Origin of the sequence: Terrabacter sp. Root181, from assembly GCF_001428505.1 — a bacterium.
GTDB lineage: Bacteria > Actinomycetota > Actinomycetes > Actinomycetales > Dermatophilaceae > Terrabacter.
On sequence record NZ_LMHU01000005.1, the window covers coordinates 261,723 to 282,821 of the forward strand.

At 73.6% G+C, this 21,099-nt stretch carries 20 protein-coding genes; 12 read left to right on the forward strand and 8 right to left on the reverse strand.

What is annotated here, in order from left to right; genetic code table 11:
* Nucleotides 1-66: 66 nt before the first annotated feature.
* Nucleotides 67-438, reverse strand: coding sequence for a VOC family protein (locus ASD90_RS10125; protein ID WP_056755402.1), 372 nt, complete (start codon nucleotides 436-438; stop codon nucleotides 67-69).
* Nucleotides 435-1,028, reverse strand: coding sequence for a transcriptional regulator (locus tag ASD90_RS10130; RefSeq protein ID WP_056755404.1), 594 nt, complete (start codon nucleotides 1,026-1,028; stop codon nucleotides 435-437). Before ASD90_RS10130 ends, ASD90_RS10125 begins: the two co-directional genes overlap by 4 nt.
* Nucleotides 1,029-1,089: 61 nt before the next feature.
* Between ASD90_RS10130 and ASD90_RS10135 the strand changes: the two genes are divergently transcribed.
* The gene (locus tag ASD90_RS10135; protein ID WP_056755407.1) at nucleotides 1,090-1,665 is read left to right on the forward strand and encodes a dienelactone hydrolase family protein; all 576 of its coding nucleotides are present in this window, start codon (nucleotides 1,090-1,092) and stop codon (nucleotides 1,663-1,665) included.
* A gap of 57 nt (nucleotides 1,666-1,722) precedes the next feature.
* Here the strand turns inward: ASD90_RS10135 and cobF are convergent, their stop codons facing one another.
* Both cobF and ASD90_RS10145 read right to left on the reverse strand, forming a co-directional pair.
* A complete protein-coding gene (cobF, locus tag ASD90_RS22940; protein ID WP_082588622.1) occupies nucleotides 1,723-3,150 on the reverse strand; it encodes a precorrin-6A synthase (deacetylating) in 1,428 nt (475 codons plus the stop codon).
* A complete protein-coding gene (locus ASD90_RS10145; protein ID WP_056755410.1) occupies nucleotides 3,147-4,679 on the reverse strand; it encodes a cobyric acid synthase in 1,533 nt (510 codons plus the stop codon). Before ASD90_RS10145 ends, cobF begins: the two co-directional genes overlap by 4 nt.
* 56 nt (nucleotides 4,680-4,735) lie before the next feature.
* On the opposite strand from ASD90_RS10145, the gene ASD90_RS10150 reads away from it, so the two are divergent.
* On the forward strand, nucleotides 4,736-5,242 hold the full coding sequence (locus ASD90_RS10150; protein WP_056755412.1) for a nitroreductase family deazaflavin-dependent oxidoreductase: 507 nt from the start codon (nucleotides 4,736-4,738) through the stop codon (nucleotides 5,240-5,242).
* 57 nt (nucleotides 5,243-5,299) lie between these two features.
* Here ASD90_RS10150 and ASD90_RS10155 read toward each other — a convergent pair whose 3' ends face one another.
* Nucleotides 5,300-6,010, reverse strand: a complete 711-nt coding sequence (locus ASD90_RS10155) for a PadR family transcriptional regulator (RefSeq protein ID WP_056755415.1) — start codon at nucleotides 6,008-6,010, stop codon at nucleotides 5,300-5,302.
* Between the two features lie 387 nt (nucleotides 6,011-6,397).
* Between ASD90_RS10155 and ASD90_RS10160 the strand changes: the two genes are divergently transcribed.
* Genes ASD90_RS10160 through ASD90_RS10175 form a run of 4 tightly spaced genes read left to right on the forward strand, consistent with a single transcriptional unit; the run spans nucleotide 6,398 to nucleotide 9,972 of the window.
* On the forward strand, nucleotides 6,398-6,832 hold the full coding sequence (locus ASD90_RS10160; RefSeq protein WP_056755418.1) for an ATP-binding protein: 435 nt from the start codon (nucleotides 6,398-6,400) through the stop codon (nucleotides 6,830-6,832).
* A 20-nt stretch (nucleotides 6,833-6,852) separates the two neighbouring features.
* Nucleotides 6,853-8,307, forward strand: coding sequence for an LLM class flavin-dependent oxidoreductase (locus tag ASD90_RS10165; RefSeq protein ID WP_056755421.1), 1,455 nt, complete (start codon nucleotides 6,853-6,855; stop codon nucleotides 8,305-8,307).
* Between the two features lie 28 nt (nucleotides 8,308-8,335).
* Nucleotides 8,336-9,223 (forward strand): DUF5926 family protein, encoded by an 888-nt coding sequence (locus ASD90_RS10170; protein WP_056755423.1) that lies wholly within the window; start codon nucleotides 8,336-8,338, stop codon nucleotides 9,221-9,223.
* 14 nt (nucleotides 9,224-9,237) lie between these two features.
* Entirely contained in the window at nucleotides 9,238-9,972 is a 735-nt protein-coding gene (locus ASD90_RS10175; protein ID WP_056755425.1) for a glycosyltransferase family 2 protein, read from the forward strand.
* A 10-nt stretch (nucleotides 9,973-9,982) separates the two neighbouring features.
* Here the strand turns inward: ASD90_RS10175 and pyrE are convergent, their stop codons facing one another.
* Nucleotides 9,983-10,558: an orotate phosphoribosyltransferase gene (gene pyrE, locus ASD90_RS10180; RefSeq protein WP_200958595.1), complete on the reverse strand. Its 576-nt coding sequence runs from the start codon at nucleotides 10,556-10,558 to the stop codon at nucleotides 9,983-9,985.
* An 11-nt stretch (nucleotides 10,559-10,569) separates the two neighbouring features.
* On the reverse strand, nucleotides 10,570-12,762 hold the full coding sequence (locus ASD90_RS10185; protein WP_056755428.1) for a hypothetical protein: 2,193 nt from the start codon (nucleotides 12,760-12,762) through the stop codon (nucleotides 10,570-10,572).
* Nucleotides 12,763-12,859: 97 nt separating this feature from the next.
* On the opposite strand from ASD90_RS10185, the gene ASD90_RS10190 reads away from it, so the two are divergent.
* Nucleotides 12,860-13,399, forward strand: a complete 540-nt coding sequence (locus ASD90_RS10190) for a DUF4446 family protein (RefSeq protein WP_157623145.1) — start codon at nucleotides 12,860-12,862, stop codon at nucleotides 13,397-13,399.
* Nucleotides 13,396-14,343 carry a prephenate dehydratase gene (gene pheA, locus ASD90_RS10195; RefSeq protein WP_255358554.1) on the forward strand — a complete coding sequence of 316 codons (948 nt, stop codon included), beginning with the start codon at nucleotides 13,396-13,398 and terminating at the stop codon, nucleotides 14,341-14,343. The genes ASD90_RS10190 and pheA overlap by 4 nt, the downstream gene beginning before the upstream one ends.
* A gap of 34 nt (nucleotides 14,344-14,377) precedes the next feature.
* On the opposite strand, the gene ASD90_RS10200 is transcribed toward pheA, so the two are convergent.
* Nucleotides 14,378-15,148: a peptidoglycan-binding protein gene (locus tag ASD90_RS10200; RefSeq protein WP_082588624.1), complete on the reverse strand. Its 771-nt coding sequence runs from the start codon at nucleotides 15,146-15,148 to the stop codon at nucleotides 14,378-14,380.
* A 436-nt stretch (nucleotides 15,149-15,584) separates the two neighbouring features.
* Here ASD90_RS10200 and ASD90_RS10205 point away from each other — a divergent pair, with 436 nt between their 5' ends.
* The 4 genes from ASD90_RS10205 (at nucleotide 15,585) to ASD90_RS10220 (ending at nucleotide 20,966) form a co-directional block, all read left to right on the forward strand.
* A complete protein-coding gene (locus ASD90_RS10205; RefSeq protein WP_056755436.1) occupies nucleotides 15,585-17,201 on the forward strand; it encodes a S8/S53 family peptidase in 1,617 nt (538 codons plus the stop codon).
* Nucleotides 17,198-17,779: an RNA polymerase sigma factor gene (locus tag ASD90_RS10210; protein ID WP_020143616.1), complete on the forward strand. Its 582-nt coding sequence runs from the start codon at nucleotides 17,198-17,200 to the stop codon at nucleotides 17,777-17,779. Before ASD90_RS10205 ends, ASD90_RS10210 begins: the two co-directional genes overlap by 4 nt.
* Nucleotide 17,780: 1 nt before the next feature.
* Nucleotides 17,781-18,284, forward strand: a complete 504-nt coding sequence (locus tag ASD90_RS10215) for a carboxypeptidase-like regulatory domain-containing protein (protein ID WP_056755439.1) — start codon at nucleotides 17,781-17,783, stop codon at nucleotides 18,282-18,284.
* Between the two features lie 108 nt (nucleotides 18,285-18,392).
* Complete coding sequence (locus tag ASD90_RS10220) at nucleotides 18,393-20,966, forward strand: CHAT domain-containing protein (protein WP_056755441.1); 2,574 nt, start codon at nucleotides 18,393-18,395, stop codon at nucleotides 20,964-20,966.
* Nucleotides 20,967-21,099: the final 133 nt, after the last annotated feature.

Consider the following 21,099-nt stretch of genomic DNA (forward strand, 5'->3'; position numbering starts at 1 on the left):
CTCGACTCCTCGTCAGCGGTGTGACTCCGAGCGTATGACGGGAACGGGCCCCGTCTGGTCGTTTTGTCAGGGAGCGAACGGCGTCAGGCAGAACGGGTGGCCGGCGGGGTCGAGCAGCACGCGCCAGCGGCCGTCGGGCTGCGGTGCCGCGAGGCGGGCTCCCAGAGCCACGGCGCGCTCCGTCTGGGCGTCGAGGTCGTCGGCGGCGATGGTCACGTCGAGGTGGACGACGGACGTGCCGGGCCACTCCGGCTCCACGTAGCCGGCGACGGCCTGCGGGACGAGCACCAGCCCGTCGACCTCGACCGCCGACGCGTGGTCGTGGGACCAGAGCACGGTGCCGCCGAGCAGCTCGGCGTAGAAGGCCGCGAGCGCCACGTGGTCGGCGCAGTCGATCGACACGGCGCTGACGCGAAGGGGGAGTGGCGGCTGGGTCAAGACTGCTCCTCGTCGGTCGCCACTGCCTCGGGGAGGACGGGCTGGTCGGTGGGGTAGAGGCCGACGGCGAGGCCGTAGACCGTGTCACCCGAGCGGGGCAGCGCGGTGAACTCGCGCACCAGTCCCTCGACCCGGCGCCAGAACTCCGACGCACTCTCCCTGGGGATGCGGACGTGGCGCAGGGTGCTGTAGAGCGTGTCGTCCTCGTGGGCCGGGACCGACTCGGCGGCGGCGACCGAGAGCCCGTTGACGCACACGGGGATCGTCGGGTCGCCGGGGTGGCGGGCGACACCGATGGCGATCGTGCGTCCGGTGCGACCGTAGTAGCGCTCGTCGATGGCCCGGACGCGGCGGGTGCGCACGACCCGGAGCATGCCGGCGTCGACGAGCACGCCGACGTGGTGCGCGACGGTGCTCTTGGGCCGGCCGACGGCGGTGGCCAGCTCGGAGACCGTTGCTGCCCGTTCGAGCACGAGGTCGAGGAGCGAGGACCGGAGGGGGTCGGCGATCGCGCGCAGCTGGGCAGGCGTCGTCAGCTCCACCGCGTCGGGGAGCTCGTAGTCGGGCAGCTGCGGGCTATTGATCGACATTGTTGGATCAGTCTAGATTGTTGGATCAACAGCGCGGTATCCATCGAGCACAGGAGCAAGCGTGGCTGACGTCCTCCTCCTCCACCACGCCCAGGGCCAGACCCCGGGCTTCCTCGCCTTCGCCGACGCCCTGCGCGCCGCCGGGCACACCGTCCATGCGCCGGACCTCTACGACGGCAAGAGCTTCGCCACCCTCGACGAGGGCATGGCCAACGCGCGGTCGATCGGCTTCGGGAACCTGCAGGAGCAGGGCGTCGCCGCGGCCGAGGGCCTGCCCGACGACCTCGTCTACGCCGGATTCTCGCTCGGCGTCATGGCGGCGCAGCGGCTCGCCCAGACCAGGCCCGGGGCCCGTGGTGCCGTCCTGCTCGACTCGGCCATCCCGCTCGGGGAGTTCGCGCCCGACTGGCCCACGGGCGTTCCCGTCCAGGTGCACGGCGGCGAGGCTGACGAGTTCTTCATGGACGAGGGTGACGTCGACGCGGCCCGGGCCGTCGTCGCGGCCGCCGCGGACGGCGAGCTCTTCACGTACGCCGGGTGCGGCCACCTCTTCGCCGACGCCAGCACGTCGGCCTACGACCCCGACGCTGCGGCGCTCGTGCGGGAGCGCGTCCTCGAGTTCCTCGCCCGGGTCTGACGGGACCGTCGAGGGACCCTCGTGACCACCCACGGGACCACTTCGGGTGGACCGTGGTCAGCCGGCGGGCCGGTCGGTGGGTCCGTTGGGCTCGGTGGGTTCGCCGGGTTCAGCGGGCCCGGTCGCGGCTGGTGCTTCGCGCGTCAGGGAGTAGTAGATCTCGTCGGAGCGGGTTCCGTCCGGGTTGGGCAGGCGCCCGCTGAGCCGACCCTCGGCCCGGAAGCCGGCCTTCGCGGCCACCCGACCTGACGCCTCGTTGCCCACCTTGTGACCGAGCTCGAGGCGTGCAAGACCCGCGTCCTCCAGCGCCCATTTCGAGACGAGCCGCAGGGCCCGCGTCGTGAAACCGCGGCCACGGAAGGCGGGCAGCACGCCGTAGCCCACGAGCCCGGTCCCGGGGGGCCCCATCCGCATGATCCCGATGACGCCGGCGCCCTGACCGGACTCCGCGTCGGTCATGACGAAGCGCGCCGCCCGTCCGCGTCGCCACTCGAGCCTGGCCGCGGCCGTCTTGCGCCGCGCGTCCTCGTCGGTCAGCGGCTCGCCCGCGAAGTCCCAGCGCAGCGACTCCTCGTTGTTGTGCTCGTCGCGCACGACCTCCCAGTCGGCGGCCGTGAGGGGGCGCACCGTGACGACGCCGTCGGTCAGCGGCTCCGTCTCGGGGAACGGCGGCGGGCCAGGGCGCTCCGGTGCGCCGGCCGGGGGTCGCAGGAGGTAGGTGTCCATGACCCACCCGTGCCGCTCGCGGGCCTCGGCGCGCACGCGGCGCACCTCGTCCACGACGTCGGCGAGTCGCCCGTGCACGAGCTGCTCGTCGGGCGTGCCGAGGTAGGCGCCCCACCACAGCTCGAGGTCGGGGTAGGCACCAGCGAGCTCCGCGCACGCGAGGTGCCCGTCGAGCATGACGACGACGTCGCCGAGCGAGGGGTCGTACTCGTCGAGGAGCCGGCGACCGGTCGTGATGTGGATCGGCGCACCGATGCGGTTGAGCGGGATGCGGTGGCGCGCGGCGAGCAGCTGCGGCGCGCTGATCCCGGCGATGACGTCGTGCTCCACGCGGACGCCGGCCGCGGCGTACCGCTCGACGAGCGCGTCGACGACCCGGATCGTCGAGTCGTAGAACGCCGGGTCGCCCCACACGAGGAAGCCGACCGTCGTCTCGCCGTCGGCGAGCCCGTCGATGACGACGGCGTACGCCTCGACGCGCGCCGCGTGCCAGTCCCGGACGCCGCGGTCGTATGCCGCCGCGTCGCGTTCGGCGTCCGGCCCCCGTCGCGGGTCGGTGACCTCCACGACGCGGTAGGCGTGGTCGGCGGGGATCAGGGCGTCGCAGACGGCGTCCCGGGCGGCGACGAGGTCGGACTTCGCGTCGCCCTTGTCGGCGACGAGGAAGGCGTCGACGGTGGCCAGGGCCCGCGTCGCCTCGCCGGTGACGTGCCCGGGATCGCCCATCCCGATCCCGATGACGCGGATGCGCTCGATCATGGTGTGGCTCCCATCCGGGTGAACGAGAGGAGGGCGTCGATGTCGACGTGCTCCTCGAGGGCGTCGGCGAGGGTGTCGAGCATCCGCTCGCGACGTTGCGTGAAGCCGAGAGCGTCCGCGTCGGGCTGCCAGTGCGAGCCGGCCGCTCGGGCGACCTGCGCGAGCCAGGCGCGGCGGAAGTCGTCGCTCTCGAAGGCTCCGTGCCACATCGTGCCCCACACCTCACCGACGTTCCAGCCGTCCAGGAAGGCATGCGGCTCAGGCGAGTTCGCGACCACCTGGTCGTCCGCGGGCAGTCGGCGCGCGATCCCGTGGTGGATCTCGTAGGCCGTGTCCACACCGTGGCCGGACCACGAACCCACCGGACGCGCGAGCACCTTGTCCGCACCGAACTCGACGCGGACGGGCAGGTGTCCGAGGCCCGGCACGACCCCGACCCGGCCCTCGACGTCGTCCTCGATCTCGTGCCCGAGCATCTGGTAGCCGCCGCAGACGCCGAGCACGGGCCGCCCGGATGCGACACGCCGGGCGACGACGTCAGCAAGGCCGCGCTCCCGCAACCACGCGAGATCGCTTGCAGTCGAACGAGATCCGGGCAGCACGAGCAGGTCGGCCGAGTCGGCGACGGCCGGGTCGATCGTGACCAGCACGTCGACGCCGGGCTCGGCAGCGAGCGCGTCGACGTCGGTGGCGTTCGAGATGCGGGGCAGCCGGAGGACGGCCACCTTGAGCCGTTCCCGTGACGTCGCCGACAGGGCCGTCGAGGCACGCCAGTGGCCGACCTCGAGGGTGTCCTCGCTGTCGAGCCACACGTCGAGCAGCCACGGGATGACGCCGTGGAACGGCACGCCGGTGCGGTCGGTGATGGTGTCGAGCCCCGGCTCGAGCACCGACACGTCACCGCGGAACTTGTTGATGACGAAGGACTTCAGCAGTGCCCGGTCGTCCTCGTCGAGGAGCGCCCACGTGCCGTAGAGCGCGGCGAGGATCCCGCCGCGGTCGATGTCGCCGACGACGACGACCGGCAGTCCGAACTCGCGGGCCAGTCCCATGTTGACGTAGTCGCCCGAGCGGAGGTTGACCTCGGCGGGGGAGCCCGCGCCCTCGCACACGACGAGCTCGTACGCGTCGGCGAGCTCGCGGTAGGCCGTGAACGCCGCGTCGGCCAGGTGGGCCCGCCCGGCGGCATACTGTCCCGCCTCGAGCGTCCCGGCGGGCTCGCCGCGCACGACGATGAACGACCGGCGGTCGGTGCCGGGCTTGAGCAGGACGGGGTTCATCGCCGTCGTCGGCTCGACCCGGGCGGCGACGGCCTGGAGCCACTGGGCTCGGCCGATCTCGCCGCCGTCGAGGCAGACCATCGAGTTGTTCGACATGTTCTGTGCCTTGAACGGGGCGACCCGGACACCGCGGCGCGCGAGCGCCCGGCAGAGTCCCGCGACGATGACGGACTTGCCGGCATCGGACGACGTGCCGGCGACGAGGAGGCCGGACGGGCCGGAGCGTTCGGAGGGCGCGGACGGGAGCACCCAGCCATCCTGCCGGACGAGGCCCGCATGGTCCCGACGGGTCCTACGCTGCAGGCATGCAGCTGCGCCCCGTCGACGACGCCAACCCGGTCCAGCGCGCCCTCCGACGGCTCGTCGCGTCCAAACCCGGAGCGTGGGTCTCGAAGCGCACGCTGGACCGTCTCGACCTGCTGGCCCACCGGTTCGCGCCCGGCCGGACCCTGCCGAGCCAGTGGCTCGCCGCCGTCCCCGTCGGGATGCTGACGACGACGGGCGCACGGTCCGGGCAGCCCCGCACCGTGCCGCTCATGCTCGCGCCGCTCGACGACGGGTGGGGAGTCATCGCCTCCCACTACGGGTCGGCCACCCCGCCGGCGTGGTACTTCAACCTCCGGGCCCACCCGCAGGCCTCCCTCGAGGTCGACGGGGTCGTGCACCGCGTCCGGGCCGAGCAGGTGCAGGGCCCGGACAAGGAGCGGGTGCGCGAGGCGGCGCTCGACTTCTACCGCGGCTACACGGCGTACGAGGAGCGCGCCGGCGGGCGCGACCTCGGCTTCTTCGTGCTGCACCCCGAGCGCGACTGAACGCGCTCGGGGTGCAGGCGGAGCGGCGTGCTCCGGCGTTCTCGGGCGTACTCCGGCCTACTCGGGGTCGCCGTCGGCGAGCAGGCGGTAGAGCTTGCGCCGGGTCTCCGTGAGGATCTCCGCCGCCTCCGCCCGCTGCTGTGACGTGCCGGTCGTGACGACCTGCCACATGCCGCCCATGACCTGGCCGACGAGCGGCATGAGGTCGTTGGCGCCGCCGGAGGGGCGGGGGGCCTCCTCCTCGGTCGACTCCTCGAAGGGCCGCCAGGTGGCGGCCATCTCCTCGGCGTTCTCCTCGACGTAGGTGCGACCCGCGTCGGTGAGGCGCAGCAGTCGCCGGCCCTCGACGTCGCGGCCCTCGACGAGGCCTTCGTCCTCGAGCTGCTGGACGGTCGGGTAGACCGAGCCGGGGCTCGGCTTCCACGCGCCGCCGGTGCGCTCGGAGATCTGCTGGATGAGCTGGTAGCCGTTCATCTCGTCGCCCGCGAGGACGTCGAGGATGGCGGCGCGGACGTCGCCGCGTCGGGCGCGGGGCCCGCGGCGTCCGCCGAACTCGGAGCCGAACCCGGGTCCGCCGAAGTGGCGGACGAGGTCGGCGACCCACGGGGGCGGCCCGGGGCGGCCACGGCCGCCGGGGCCGGGTCCTCCGGGACCGCCCCAGGGGCCTCGACCGGGTCCGAAGCCGGGGCCGTTGCCCTGGCCTCCCCAGCCGCCGCCCCAGTTGCCGTCCCAGCCGGACTCACGTCGGTGGTGGTGGTGTCCGTGCATGGTGGTTCTCCTTCTGTGAACGCGACTCACGAACAGTCGCGATAGGTCGACGATATATCGCGACTGTTCGCTGTGCAAGAGGCGGACACATGGGTACGGGGCGGATCGAGTCGAACGCCGGGTGTGTCGCGCCGCCTCCGTCGATGCGGCCGTATCGCCTTCTCTAGTCTCCGCGCTAGAGAGGTTGATATGGACGAATCGACAGGTCAGCGGCACGGGAAAAACTCACACTTCATTGAGGTCCGGCGCAGGTTTCGTTAGCGTTCAACGACGGGGGCATGCGAATCGCCCGTGAGGAGGACTGACGTGGCGAGCACACAGGGGAGCGGCTCGGCGTCCCACATGAACGTGGACGCCCGACGAGCCAACGCGATCGCGAGGAGATCCATGAGCAACGTCCCAGCCGTTCCGCTGGGCGAGAAGCGCACGGTCCGCATCCAGTGGGCCCCGTCCGCGGCTCCCCGCATCCGCAAGGAGCTCGTCGAGGACCTCCTGGCACGTGAGGTCTCGCCGCAGGTCATCGACGAGGCGGAGATCGTCGTCAGCGAGCTCGTCGCCAACGCCATCCGCCACGCAAAACCCCTGTCCGACGGTGCGATCCGCATCCACTGGAAGGTCAAGAACAACGTCGTCGAGGTCGAGGTCTCCGACGGTGGCGGTCCGACCGCCCCGCGCCCAGCACCGCCGACCACGTGGGCACCCGGCGGACGCGGGCTGCGCATCGTCCGCTCGCTCGCGCACGAGTGGGGCGTCATCGAGGAGCCCAACGGCCGCACGGTCTGGGCGTCCCTCGGCGGGCCCTCGCGCCGCCGCTCGCACTGAGCCGACGGGCAGCCCGCGCCGTGTCCCTTCCCGACCCGGCGCTCGTCGTCCTCGTGGGCGCCTCCGGGTCGGGGAAGTCGACGTGGGCCGCCTCGCGATACCGCGCCGACGAGGTCGTCTCCTCGGATGCGCTGCGCGGTGTCGTCGGCAGCGGCGAGCACGACCTCGACGCCTCCGCCGACGCCTTCTCGCTCCTCGAGCAGGTGGTCGCGGCCCGCCTCGGCCGACGCCTGACGACCGTCGTCGACACGCTCGGCACCGACCCCGCCCGCCGCCGCGGCTGGCGTGACGCCGCCCGGGCCGTCGGCCTTCCGGCCGTCGCCGTCTTCCTCGACACCCCTGCCGGCGTGTGCCGTTCGCGCAACGCCGCCCGCGACCGCCCGGTCCCCTCCCGCGTCCTCACGAGCCAGCTGGCGTCGGTCGCGGCGACGGTCGACCTGCTCGAGGCCGAGGGGTGGCAGGTCGTCCGTGTCGCCACGGACGAGCGGGCCGCCACCGGTGACGCGGCCGAGTCCGCTCGCGCGTCGACTTCGCCCGCTCAGCACGAGGACCTGCGCGGCGTCGTGCTCCAGCTCTCGCGCTTCCCCGCCGAGGGCGACCTGCTCGCCTGGCTGCGTGACATGGCCGGGGCCGCCGAGGAGGCCGGTCTCGCAGGCCTCGCACTCATGGACCACCTCATCCAGATCCCGCAGGTCGGCCGGGCGTGGGACCCGATCCCCGAGCCGTGGGTGACCCTGGGTGCCCTCGCCGCCTCGACGTCGCGGCTCCAGCTCGGCACCCTCGTCACGCCCGTCACCTTCCGCGCCCCGGGCATCACCGCCAAGGCCGTGGCGACGCTTTCGGCGCTCACGGGTGGGAGGGCGTTCGTCGGGGTCGGTGCCGGCTGGTGGGAGCGCGAGCACACGGCATACGGCCTCGGGTTCCCCTCCGCGAGAGCGCGGCTCGACGCGCTGGAGCAGGGCATCGAGACGATGAAGGCCCTCTGGGCCCCGGGCACCAAGCCGTATGCCGGACGGCGGGTCTCGCTGCCCGAGACGACGTCCTACCCCCGACCGGTCGGCGACATCCCGGTCATCGTCGGTGGTGGCGGTGACCGCACCCTGCGCATCGCGGCCCGCCTCGGCGACGGCTGCAACGTGCCGTCCGACGAGGCGGGTCTCGCCAAGGTGGCGCGCTACCTCGCGCTCGTCGCGGAGACAGGACGCGACCGCTCGACGGTCCACGCGACGGTGCTCGACCTCCCGCTCGTCGGCCGCGACCGCGACGACGTCTGGTCCCGCGTCGAGCGGCACCGCGGCCCCACCGCCGCAGCGGCCTTCGCGGCCCGGCACCACGCGGGCACGTCGACGGAGCACGCGGCCCGGCTCGCGGGCCTCGCCGACCTCGGCGTCACGACGGCCTTCGTCGCGCCGGTCGGGCTCGACGGCCCCGACGACGTGCTGGCCCTCGCCCCGCTCGCGACCGCGTTCGGCTGACCCCGGCCCGGCCACTAGGGTGGCGCGCATGGGTAAGGCATCACGTCGACCGCGCAGCGAGCGCGCAGACCGTTCCGCACGTCCGCTTCCGGCCCCCTTCGTGGCCCGCCCCTTCGAGGGCCTGCCCAACGAGACCGACTGGGTCGCGATGCGCGAGATCGTGCCGGCCGCGACCGCGACGGTCCGCTTCGCCGAGGGCAAGACCCCGGAGGGTGCGCCCGACGAGGTGACGATCGCGACCGTGCTCCCGCTGGCGTGGCCGGGCCTGCACCGCGAGAGCGGTGAGGTGCTCGTCGGCATCCAGTCCGGCAACGCGAGCGGCGACACGAGCCGTGACATCGCCCAGGCCATCGCCCTCGCGTCGGTCGCCGAGGCCGGCTCGCCGGTGACGACGCTGCCCGTGTCGATGGCCGACACCCCGCGCCTGCAGGACATCCTCGACACCGACTCGGCGTTCGAGATGCAGCTGCACGAGGGCTTCGACTTCTGGGTCGCCGACGCCGACCTCGACGCCGACGGCAAGGAGTCGCTCGAGCGTGCCAACGAGTCGGCCATCCCGACCGTCAAGCTCGACGCCGCGCCGTCCGCCTTCTGGTGCCGCATCGGCGAGCGCACCTACGTCCGTTGGGTGCTGCCCTTCGACGAGGACGCGGCCACAGGCGCCCTCGCGCGGCTCCACGCCGCCGGCGACAGCCACCTCGGTGAGGACGGCCGCCTGCTCGGCTGCTTCCGCTCGAGCGGCCTGCTCATCCCGGTGTGGGAGGTCGACCCCGGCTCCTCGGCCGCCGACTTCGAAGACGCCGTCGCCGCGATGAAGACGCGGATCGAGGCCGCGGCCGCGTCGACCGAGCCGCTCACCGCGGCCGAGCGCGGCGCCAAGGCCGGCCTGACCAACCGCCAGGTCACCCTGCGCTGAGAGGACGCGCCCCGATGACGACGACTCCACCGCTGTCCGTCGCCGTCGTCATCCCGGCCAAGGACGAGTCGGCCCGGATCGCCGAGACGATCCGGGGCGTGCGCACCATCCCGGGCGTCTCCGCGGTCGTCGTCGTCGACGACGGCTCGACCGACGGGACCGCCGTCATCGCCGCCCGGGAGGGTGCCGAGGTCGTCCGTCACGTGCGCAACCACGGCAAGGCCGACGCGATGATGAGCGGCCTCGGTCGCGTCACCGGGCTGCGTCGTGTCGGGCGTCTCGACGCCAGCACGTCGATCCTCTTCGTCGATGCCGACCTCGAGGCGTCGGCCCAGGCCGTCGGCGCCCTCGTCGGTCCCGTCGCGCGCGGCGAGGCCGACCTCACGATCGCGACGCTCCCCGAGCAGAAGGGCAGCGCCGGGGGGCACGGCCTCGTCGTCGGCCTGGCCCGCCGCGGCATCGAGGAGCTGACCGGGTGGTCGCCGAGACAGCCGCTCTCGGGCATGCGCTGCCTCTCGCCGGCCGCGATCGCCGCGGCCACGCCCTTCGCCCGCGGCTGGGGTGTCGAGGTCGGCATGACCGTCGACGTGCTCGACGCGGGTCTGACCATCCTCGAGGTCCCCTGCGACCTGCAGCACCGGGTCACCGGCACCGACTGGCGCGCGCAGGTGCACCGGGCCGGTCAGTACCGCGACGTCGCGCTCGCCCTCGGCGTCCGCCGGCTGCGTCGCCGCCTCGGCCCCGGCTGACCCAGCCCGCTCAGCCCGCTCGGCCCGCTCGGCCCGCTCGGGCGGCGTCGAGGTCGGCGCGGGTCAGCACCGAGCGGGTCTCGAGGCCGAGCTCGTGGAGGCGGTTCGCCCCCGGCTCGCTGCGGTCGACGGTGCAGACGACCACCTCGACGGTGGCGCCCTGCTCCCGGAGCACGACCGTCGCATCGCGGGCGGCGCCGCCCGTCGTCACGATGTCCTCGACGAGCGTGATGCGCCGACCGTCCACGTCGGCTCCCTCGGCGAGCCGGCGTGTGCCGTACGCCTTGGGCGCCTTGCGGACGAAGAGCGCCGGGAGGCCGGTCAGGCTGCTCATCATCGTCGCGATCGGCACGCCGCCGAGCTCCAGGCCGCCCAGCAGGTCGCTGTCGGAGGGCACGAGGGGCACCATGGCCTCGGCCACCCGGCGCAGCAGCACGGGGTCGGACTCGAAGAGGTACTTGTCGAAGTACTCCGACACGACGGCGCCGGACCGGACGACGAACTCGCCCTCGAGGCGGCAGACGCGGTCGATGTCACGGGCCAGCCCCACACGGTCCGGGTGCCGGTCCGGCGTCTGCGGGTCCACGGGGTCGCTCCTCAGATGTGGTGGCGGTCGCGCCGTCGGCGCACCGGGGCGTTGCGCGCCTCGATGGACAGGAAGTGCATGACCGCCGAGACGACGAGGGGCACGGTGAAGATCGCCGCGACCGGCGGGATCGCCGCGCCGGAGTCGTTGGTGAGGAAGCCGATGACGGCCATGACGATGACCGACAGCAGGCCGCGTCGCATGAGCGGGGCCTCCTCGAGCAGGCGGCGCAGCGGCTCGGTGCCGAGGATGCCGGGGCGCAGCACGATCATGACGGCGAGCACCATGAGCACGACGACGATGACGAGCAGCACCGGCAGGTGCAACGCGAGGGAGATGTTGGCCCCGAGCTTGCGCGACATGACGTCCCAGGCTCCGCCGTCGATGACGGTCTGCAGGAAGCGGCCCGGGTGCGAGCGCTCGGACTCCGGCCGACGCCAGTCGAGGTAGCAGACGAGCCCGACGACGAGGCCCGCCACGACGAACACGATGGACACGTTGCGCACCGACGTCTTCCACCCCATCACGCCCATGAGGAGGAAGCCGAGAGCCGGCACGAGCGCGATCGGGCCGCCGAAGTCGGCGCCCCAGGCCGGCAGCACGTCGACGGCCAGCGCCACGCCCCCGATGACGACGACCGCGAAGACGGCGAGCCGCGGGGAGTCCCGCCTGACGAGCGCGTGCGCGATGGCGGCGCACAGCAGCAGGACGGCGGCGGCATACAACGCGAAGGCGACGTTGCCCATGCCGTAGAAGCGGCCTCCGACGAGCGGCTGGAGGCCGAAGATCGACGAGATCTGCAGGTGCGACCCGGTCAGCAGGTCGGTGCCGATGACACCGGCCGTGACCGCCGACATCGCCGCCAGCGGCCCCAGGGCGGAGCTGCTCCACGGTCCCTTGAGGCAGCCGAGGGTCAGCGCGGAGCTGATCGCGAGGACGAGGACGAAGAGCACCGCCACGAGCACGAACGTGTTGGTCGACCAGCGCCACCACGGGACGAGGTTGGCCAGGAAGGTCGCCGCCGGCATCGCGGCCGACACGAGCCCGACGAGGCGCACCATCCGGAGCACCCGCGCCCGGGTGAAGCGGCGGTTCCACGGGCGGGCACGGCGCATCACGAGCCACAGCACGACCATCGCCAGGGCCGTGCCGACGAGCCAGATGAGCAGGAAGGGCGCGACGACGTTGTGCATCGCGTCGGCCTTGGTGTCGATGTCGGTGAGCACCGTCAGCTTGGCCGCGGCCGTCGACTCGCTGTTGTTGGCCGACGGCACGACGCTGAGCGCTCGACCCCCGATGGCGGACTGCGGCTCGACGCCACCGCGTTGGAGGATCGTGGCGGTGATGTCGGAGAGCTGGGCGACGCCGACGAGGCGGGTCGAGGCCGACGCGAGCAGCCCGGGTGCGTAGTGCGGCCCGCTCGCCGTCAGCAGCCGCAGGCGCTCCTGCTGGTCACGGTCGGCGAGGCCGGCCACGACGAGGTCGGCGCCGTTGGGCATGGCGTCCATGACGAGCTCGATCCGGCGCTCGATGCCGTTGATCTTCTCGAGGTGCCGCGTCGGGTTGGGGTCGGTCGAGTCGATGCCGCCGACGTCGACGATGCTGACCGGGCACTGCGCCAGGTCGGACACGAGGGTCGTCGCCTGGAAGGGGGAGTACTTCGCGACCTTGCCGTCGGACGTCGCGGCCGCGAGGCCGGCGCCCGGGCCGACGGCCTGGATGCACGTCTTGTCGGCCGCGAAGCTGTCGCCGAGCAGCCCGAGCTGCGCCCGGAACTCCGCCTCGCGTGACGCAGCCGCCAGGGCGTCGAAGCCGATGACGCGGTAGCCCGTGGTGGCGTCACCCGCGACCGGCGGCAGCGGGGTGCACTGGGGCCGGGACTCGGTGGTGTCCGGGCCGGCCGCCTCACCGGCCGAGACCGTGGCCCAGCCGTCGGTCGGGCACGTCGTCAGCCGCAGGCTCTTGACCGACACCGAGCCGGCCGAGCCGTCGCGGAGCAGGCCCCAGAGGATGGGGGTGTCCTCGGCCGAGACGTCGTCCCACGAGAGGCCACCGAGACCCACGACGACGAGCGACTCGCCGGGCTCCGGCGCGGTGGTGGGCGGGACGGGGACGGTGGTGCGCTTGACGTAGGCGAGCGTGAGCGCAGCCACCATCACCAGGAGCAGGACGACGAGCGTCTTGACGGGGTGGCGGCGGATCACGGGGGACAGACTACAAACCGCGGCTGTCCGTGTAGGGCGAGGTCACGGGCTGGAATCGAAGGGCCCCCCGCGACGGGCGCGGCTACCCTTGCCGATCGTGGACGCCTCGACGCTGACGACCCTGGCCATCGCCGCCGTCGTCGTCGCGCTGCTCGCCCTCGCCCTGGCCGTCGGGGCCCAGCTCCGCCTTGCCGGGGTCCGCCGCGACTTCGCCGCCCTCGGCGACGACGGCCAGACCGACATCGCGCGCGTCGCGGCCACGCAGAACCATCGCATCGACCGGCTGACGGCCGAGCTGACCCGACTGCGTGACCACGTGGCGAGCGCCGAGGACGACGTGCGCCAGAGCCTGCGCAACGTCGCGGTGGTGCGCTACGACGCCTTCGGCGACATGGGTGGGCGGCTGTCGTTCTCCGCCGCGATCGTCGACGACCTCGGTGACGGCATCGTCATCAGCTCGATCCACGCCCGCGGGGAGTCCCGCACGTATGCCAAGGGCATCGTCGGCGGGAAGTCGAGCATCACCCTGACCCCCGAGGAGCAGCAGGCGCTGGCCTCGGCCACCGAGGACGAGCCGGGCAGGGGCCGACCCCGGCGTCCCGCCGGCCAGTCCGACCGGACGAAGGACGCGTCGTGACGCCGCCCCGCACCCCAGACGAGCTGCACCGCTTCGGCTACCTCGGTCCGCGGGGCACCTTCACCCAGATGGCGCTCGACGCCTGGGACGCCGCCGAGGGTCGCGACCACCTGCCGTTCGGCTCGGTCGACGCGGCGCTCTCGGCGCTGCGGGCCGGTGACATCGACGCCGCGATGGTGCCGATCGAGAACTCCGTCGAGGGTGGCGTCTCCGCGACGCTCGACTCGCTCGCGACGGGCGAGCCGCTCGTCGTCATCGGCGAGGTGCTCGTCCCCATCACCTTCGTCCTGTGCGCCCGACCGGGTACGCCGCTCGCCGGGGTCCGCACCGTGGGCACCCACTCGCACGCGTGGGCCCAGGTGCGGGGCTGGATGGGTCAGCACCTGCCCGAGGCCGAGTACGTGCCGACCCTGTCGACGGCCGCGAGCGCCGCCGCGCTCGGGCAGCCGGGCGACGTCATGTTCGACGCCGGGGTCTGCGCCCCGGTCGCGGCACGCAACGAGGGGCTCGAGATCCTCGCGGAGGACATCGGCGACAACGCGTCGGCCGTCACGCGCTTCGTCCTCGTCGCGCGACCCGGCACACTGCCCGAGCCGACCGGCGCCGACAAGACGACGGTCGTGCTCTTCCAGCGCGACGACCACGCCGGTGGCCTGCTCGAGCTGCTCGAGCAGTTCGCGGTCCGCGGCGTCAACATGACCCGTCTCGAGTCGCGACCCACGGGCGAGGCCATGGGCTCCTACTGCTTCTCGATCGACTTCGAGGGCCACGTCCTCGACGCGCGCGTCGGCGAGACCCTGATGGGCCTGCGTCGGGTCTGCGCCGAGGTGCGCTTCCTCGGGTCCTACCCGCGCGCCGACGGCGGTCGCCCCGACGCACGGCCGGGCACGTCCGACGACGACTTCGACCGCGCCAGAACCTGGCTCGACGACCTGCGCGCCTGAGCCGAGGCCGGCCGGCGAGCGTCGTCGACCGGCGTCAGCCGATCGTCGCGCCCATCTTGAGCAGGAAGAGGGTCTCGTCGCCGACGACACCGTCGTCCCCGACCCGGTTGGCCTGCTGGAAGCGCCGGACGACCTTCTTCGTCTCGGAGCCGAAGTCACCGTCGACCGTGAGGGTGCCGCCTGCGGCCCGCAGCGCGCGCTGGAGGGTCACGACGTCGGCGCCCGTCGAGCCCACCTCGAGCGTGCCGTCGCCGAGCGACCGTGAGATGAGCAGCACCCACATGCCGGCGTCGATGCGCCCCGGCTTGGGCGCCGGCCCCTCGAGGCTCGCCTCGACCTTCTTCACCGCCGCACGCGTCTGGGCGCCGTAGACGCCGTCGACGACGACCGGGCCGTAGTCGGCGTCGTTGAGGAAGCACTGGAGCGCCCGCACCGCCGGACCCTTCGCGCCGCGCTCGAGGACGGGGTATGCCGGCAGCGTCCGTTCGCACGCGCCCACGACGCTTCCCAGGTCGGTCGGCGTCGGGGCAGCCGTCGTCGGCGCGGCGCTCGTCGTCGCCGACGCGCTCGGGGTGGGCTTCGTCGGCGTCAGCGGGTCAGCGGTCACGGTCGGGATCGGGGCCGGGTCGCTGGGGACCGGGTCGACCGCGCCCGTCGCCGTGGCGGTCACCGAGGGGGACTCGGCGGCCGACGTCGTCTGCGGCGTCGTGCCGCTGCAGGCCGTCAACGTGAGGCCGAGCACGACCAGCGCTGCAGCAGAGGCGAACCCGCCCCGTCGACCGTCACCGTTCCGAACGCCTGCCATGCCGTGCACCTGACTCCCCTGAGCTCACGTCGCGGTCCCTGACGTCCGCGCCGTCCGAGAAGTATGCGCCGACGGGAGCGAGCGCGCGAGCGCGACGCGCGGCGACGGCATACGCGGTCGGTGTCCGGTACGGCACCTTTCGTCCCATGGGCAGGGAGAAGGGGCGCCGGTGCTGCGAGGCCCGGCGCCCCATGGACGGGACCGCCCCCTGGAAGTCCCGAACCCCTGTGCAGGTCACCGGGCCTGCTGCCCCTCCGCAGCGCCCCGTAGCAGCCCGGTGACCGTTCCCCCTGACCTCCCAGAGTCGACTCGTCCGGGCTTGATACGTCTCGGGAGGAAAAAGTTCGGGAGGCCCGATGTATCAGGAAAACGAGTACGGACACTCAGTCGGGTGTAAGGGTCTTTCCAACACCATCCGCCCCTCAGGAGGTTGTCGATGTCAGAGTCGGGTCCCGACGCCCAACAGGGAGCGAACGGCGAGCACGCCACCGGCGGCTCCCGCCGCCCCGAACGCCCGCCCGTCCGCGCCCTCGACCCGGCCACGGCGATGCGCCTGACCGACGGTCGCCCGCCGCTTCCCGCGCTCTACCTCTCCGACCGCCTGCTCGTGCGCAGCGCGACGGGCGGGGGCCGGCCCCGTGGTCTCGACGACCTGCGGACGGCGCTCGGCAAGCTCGATCTCGACTTCCGGGTGACGCCGCGTCCCGACGGGGGCCCGCGCGACCTCGACCAGCCCACCTGGGGCACGAGCATCACGCTCCAGCCGACCCGCTCGATCGACCCCGTCGACGCGTGGAGCGTGCTCCAGCACCTGCGCGAGGCCGGTGAGCCGATCGCCGAGCAGCTGAGCCTCGAGCACGTCCTGCGCCCGGCCGACGGCTATTGGGGCGGCGTGGGCGGCTACTGGGGCGGCGTCGGTGGCTACTGGGGTGGCGTGGGCGGCTACTGGGGTGGCGTCGGCGGGTACTGGGGTGGCGTGGGCGGCTACTGGGGTGGCGTCGGCGGGTACTGGGGTGGCGTCGGGGGGTCCGCGCTGCAGGAGTACTCCGTGCCCGGACGCGGCGGCCGTATGCCGGTGGCCCTGGCCCTGCCCGACCCGCGGCTGCGCGCCCGGCCCGTCGACCGCAACCCCGTCGTCGTCGTGCCCGACACGGCGATCGCGGCGCACCCGTGGTTCACGGACGGCGAGGGCCTCGTGCGGCTGGAGCTGAAGGACGGCCGGCTCGTGCCCGTCAAGACCCCCAAGCCCGTCGACCCGCCGATCTCGGTGCCGGCGCCGACCGAGCCGGTCGGCCTGCTCCAGGGTCACGCGACGTTCATCGCCGGGCTCGTCCGCCAGGGCTGCCCGGAGGCCACGATCCTCTCGATCCCCGTCATGGGCGACGACGGCGTCGTCGACGAGAGCGTCATGCTCGACGTCCTCCAGGCCCTGCTCGACCGGCACGTCCACGGGCAGGAGCACGACGACACGTCCGAGGTCGTCGACGTCCTGTCCCTCTCGCTCGGCTACTACGCGGAGGACCGCACCTACACCTCGGGGCCCGTCGCGGACCTGCTCGACCGGTTCGCCGAGCGCGGCGTCGTCGTCGTGGCCGGTGTCGGCAACGACGGCACTGACTCGCCCTTCGTTCCCGCTGCCCTCGCGGCCGCGCTGCCGCAGCGGGTCACCGCGAAGTCGGTGCCACCGCTCGCGAGTGTCGGCGCGAGCAACCCCGACGGGGTCACCGTCGCCCTCTTCTCCAACAACCTCACCGTCGTCAGCGCCGTGCGGTCGGGCGTCTCGGTCGTCAGCACCCTGCCGCTCACCAACGGCATGGGGCAGCCGTCGTCCGAGGTCTCGACCGACGGCACGGTGCGCTGCACGGTCGACCCCGACGACTACACCGGAGGCTTCGGCGTCTGGAGCGGCACGTCGTTCTCCACCCCGGTCTTCGCGGCAGAGCTCGCGGCGGCCCTCATCGGCGAGGGCGGCCTGACCGACGTCGCGCCGTCCGCCATGCGCAAGCGCGCCATCCGCGCGCTGCGCACCTGCATCGGAAGGGCGCGACCATGACCCCGACCCCCACCGCTCCCGACGGCCTCGGGACGCTCGCGGGCAAGGCGTTCGCGGCCTACCGCGCGGGCGAGCGCGAGCGGCTCTCCGAGCTCGTCGACCTCGTGACCCCGGTGCTCTGGAACGCCGCGCGCTCCCAGGGTGGTGCACCGGCGACGTGCGAGGACGCCATCCAGACGGCGTTCCTCCAGCTCGTCGACCGGGCCGACTCGATCAACGAGCCGGCGGCGGTGCTCGGCTGGCTCGTCGTCGTCGTCAAGCGCGAGGTCTGGCGCCTGGCCCGCGGGGCCCGGCGCGAGTTCGGGGTCGAGGAGGTGCCGGAGGCCCCGGCACAGCAGCTCGACCCCGAGGCGCAGTCGATCCTCTCCGAGCGTCAGCGCGTGCTGTGGAAGCACGTCTCGACCCTGTCCCCGCGGTGCCAGGAGCTGCTCCGGGTCATCGCGTTCGCCGACCGCCCCGACTACGCCGCCATCGCGGAGTCCCTGGGGATGCCCGTCGGCAGCATCGGCCCGACCCGCGGCCGCTGCCTCCAGAAGCTGAGGACCACCCTCGGCACCGACCCCGGATGGGCGGTCTGACATGACATCTCACACTGACGCCATCGATGCCCGCGACATCGCCAACCTCAGCCACGTGCGCGACCTCTTCGGCCACGCCGACCCGGTGCCGAGCGACCTCGCCGAGCGGGTCAAGTTCGCGATCACCGTGCACGCGCTGCACGCCGAGGTCGCCGAGCTCATGGACTCGGCCCTGCTGACGACGCGCGGCGCGGAGGCCAAGGTCGAGCCGACGCCCACCGACTCGGTGACGTTCACGGCCGCCTCGGTGAGCCTCATGGTCTCGGCCGGGCCCGCGGACTCCGACGACGACGACGCGGACGACCGTGTGCGCGTCGACGGCTGGGTCACGGCGCCCGGCGCACAGATCGAGGCGGTGACGACCGAGGGCAGCTCGACGGTCATTTCGGATGCGAACGGGCGCTTTGTTCTGGATGATCTACCCCATGGGCCGGTGCACTTCGTCGTCACCGACCCGGGCAACGAGGACATGCGACCGGTCATCACCCCCACGATCCAGATCTGACGATCCCGACCTGACGTGGTGACCGGCCCCTGAGCGAGAGGCCGGGCGGGAGCCATCGATCTGCTCGAGAGTGCACGCACCCTGCGCGAGCAGGGTGCCGCGGACAACATGGCCGGGCGGCCGGTCGATGCGGCGCGCTCGCTGACGGCGGCCCTCGACGAGATCGACCGGGCCGCCGGGTCGGCTCCCTCGCGGGATCGCCTCGAGCTGCGGTGCAAGACCCTCATCACGCTCGCCCTGACCGAGTTCATGCTCTCCGGCGTGGAGCCCGCCCTGGCCCGGCTCGTGGAGGCCGAGGCGCTCGTCGACGACCTCGGCGACGAGGCGCTCCGGGCTCGGCTCGACTACCAGCGCGCCAACATCCACGGCCGCGTCGGTGACCTCGCCTCGGCGTGGGACGGGCTCGAGGGGGCGGTCCGCCGCCTCGACGCCTTCACCGAGAGCGAGCAGTGCTCGGTGCACCTCAGCCGCGGGATGCTCGCCTTCGAGCTGCTGCGACCGCAGGAGGCCCTCGAGTCCTTCGCCGAGGCGGCGCGCCTCGCGCACGACCTCGGCGGGGCGCCCCAGGAGTTCATGGCGCGGCACAACGAAGGGTATGCCGCATACCTCCTCGGTGACATCCCGCGCTCCCTCGCCGGCATGGCTCGGGCCGAGGAGCTCGAGTCCGACGTCTTCACCGGCCCGGCTCGTCTCGACCGCGCCCAGGTCCTGCTCGAGGCGGGGCTCGTCAAGGAGGCCGTCGAGGCCCTGCACGGGGGCCTCGAGGCCCTCGAGGGCGAGGGCCACGACCAGATGCGGGCCGAGTTCGAGCTCGCCCTGGCGCGCGCCCACCGACTGCTCGGGCACCTCGACCTCGCGGCGTCGGCAGCGGCGTCGGCGCGGGAGACCTACTCCCGCATCGGGGCGACCGCCTGGGCGGCCAAGGCGATGCTCGTCGGGCTGCTCGTCGACCTCGACCGGCAGCGGCGCACCCGTCGCGGTCGGGAGCGGGACGGTGGGCAGCGTGCTGAGGCCACGCATCCCGCCGCCGACCTCGTCCGGCAGGTGGTCGGTGTCGGGGACGCCACCGTGGCGCTCGCGGTGGCGGCGACCGCCGACGAGCTGACCGACACGGCGACCGAGCTGGGCGACTCAGAGCTCGCCGACAGCGCGCGCGTCGTCGCAGCGCAGGCGCTGCTGCTCGCCGGTGACCCGGGCGGGGCCAACACGAGGCTGCTCAGCCTCGAGCGGGTCTCCACCGGCTCGCTCTCCGACGAGCTCGACGCGGCAGTCGTCACCGCCATGACGCTCGTCGCCACCGGCGACCTGGCGTCGGCCCGACGCATCCTCGTGCGGGCCTCGCGCCGCCTCGCGGCCGGCCAGGAGGGCAGCGCGAGCCTCGACCTGCGCACCGCCCGTGCGGTCCACGGCGCCCGGCTCTCCGAGCTCGACCTCGACCTCGCCGTGCCGCGGGGCAGCGCCTCGGTGCTCGAGGCCCTGGAGCGGTGGCGCAGCGCGACCGACCGTCTGCCCTCGCTCGGCCGGCCCGACGACGAGCAGCTCGCCCAGCTCACCGAGCAGCTGCGGGCCGTCCGCGGCCACCTGCGCGGCGAGGGCGACCCGGCGCAGGTGCGGGAGCTGCACGACCACGCCTCGCGCCTCGAGCGGCAGATCCGCGACCGCGACTGGGCCCTGAGCCGCAGCGGCGGGGCCTCCCGTGCCGTGCCCGTCCGGGTCCGCGAAGCCCGCGAGCACCTCGGCCGGGTCGATCGCGACCTCGTGTGGTTCTTCCGGCACCGCGGCCGCATCGGCGCCGTGGGAGTCGTCGGCGGACGGGCGACGATGCGCGACCTCATGCCGGCCGACCGGGCCGCGGAGCTCGCCCAGCGCATACGCGTCGACCTGCGGGCCGCGGCGACCCACCACCTCGGCCCGCTCGCCGGCGCCGTCTGGTCCTCGCTGCGAGCCAGCGCGACCGAGCTCGACGACGGGCTGCTGCGGCCGTGGCGCACGGGCCGGGGCCTCGTCGTCGTGACGTGCCCCGAGCTGTCCGCGCTGCCGTGGGCCCTCCTGCCCTCGATGGCGGGACGGCCCTTCACGGTCGCGCTCTCGCTGACGTCGTTCACCCGCCGGGCATCCGTCCGTGACGAGGCTTCCCGCCCTGCGAGCGTCCACGTCAGCGTCGGCCCGTCGGTGCCCCGCGCGTCGAGCGAGGCGCGCACCATCGTCAGCACCTGGGGGGAGCGTGCCCGCCTCGCGGAGCCGTCCCGACGGGCCGAGCTCGTCGGGGCACTCGCCCGACCCGGTGTCGTCCACGTCGCCGCGCACGGCACGCACCAGGTGGAGTCACCCCTGTTCTCCTCGCTCGTGCTCCACGACGGACCCGTCTTCGCGCACGAGCTCCAGCCCACGGGTGTGGGCGCCGACCACGTCGTGCTCTCGGCCTGCGAGGTCGGGCTCACGACGCCCAGGCCGGGGCACGAGTCCCTCGGCCTCGCGCTGTCCCTGCTCTCGCTCGGTGCCCGGTCGGTCGTCGCGGCCGTGTCGCCCGTGCCCGACGACGTCGCCGCGACGACCATGACGCGTCACCACGAGCTGCTCGCCTCCGGGCTCCCCAGCGACGAGGCGCTGGCGCGCGCGGTCGCCGAGACGGACGACGTCGCCGCCGCCTTCCTCAACCTCGGCGGCCAGCACCACCCCTGACGAGCGCGCCCGCCGTGTTCGGTCGGGTCCGAGGACTCGGATCCTGCTCCCGAAAACGGAGCAGCTTCCGATAGGGAGGCTCCCGCACCGATCCCGCGGGGACTCGGATCCTGCTCCCGAAAACGGAGCAGGT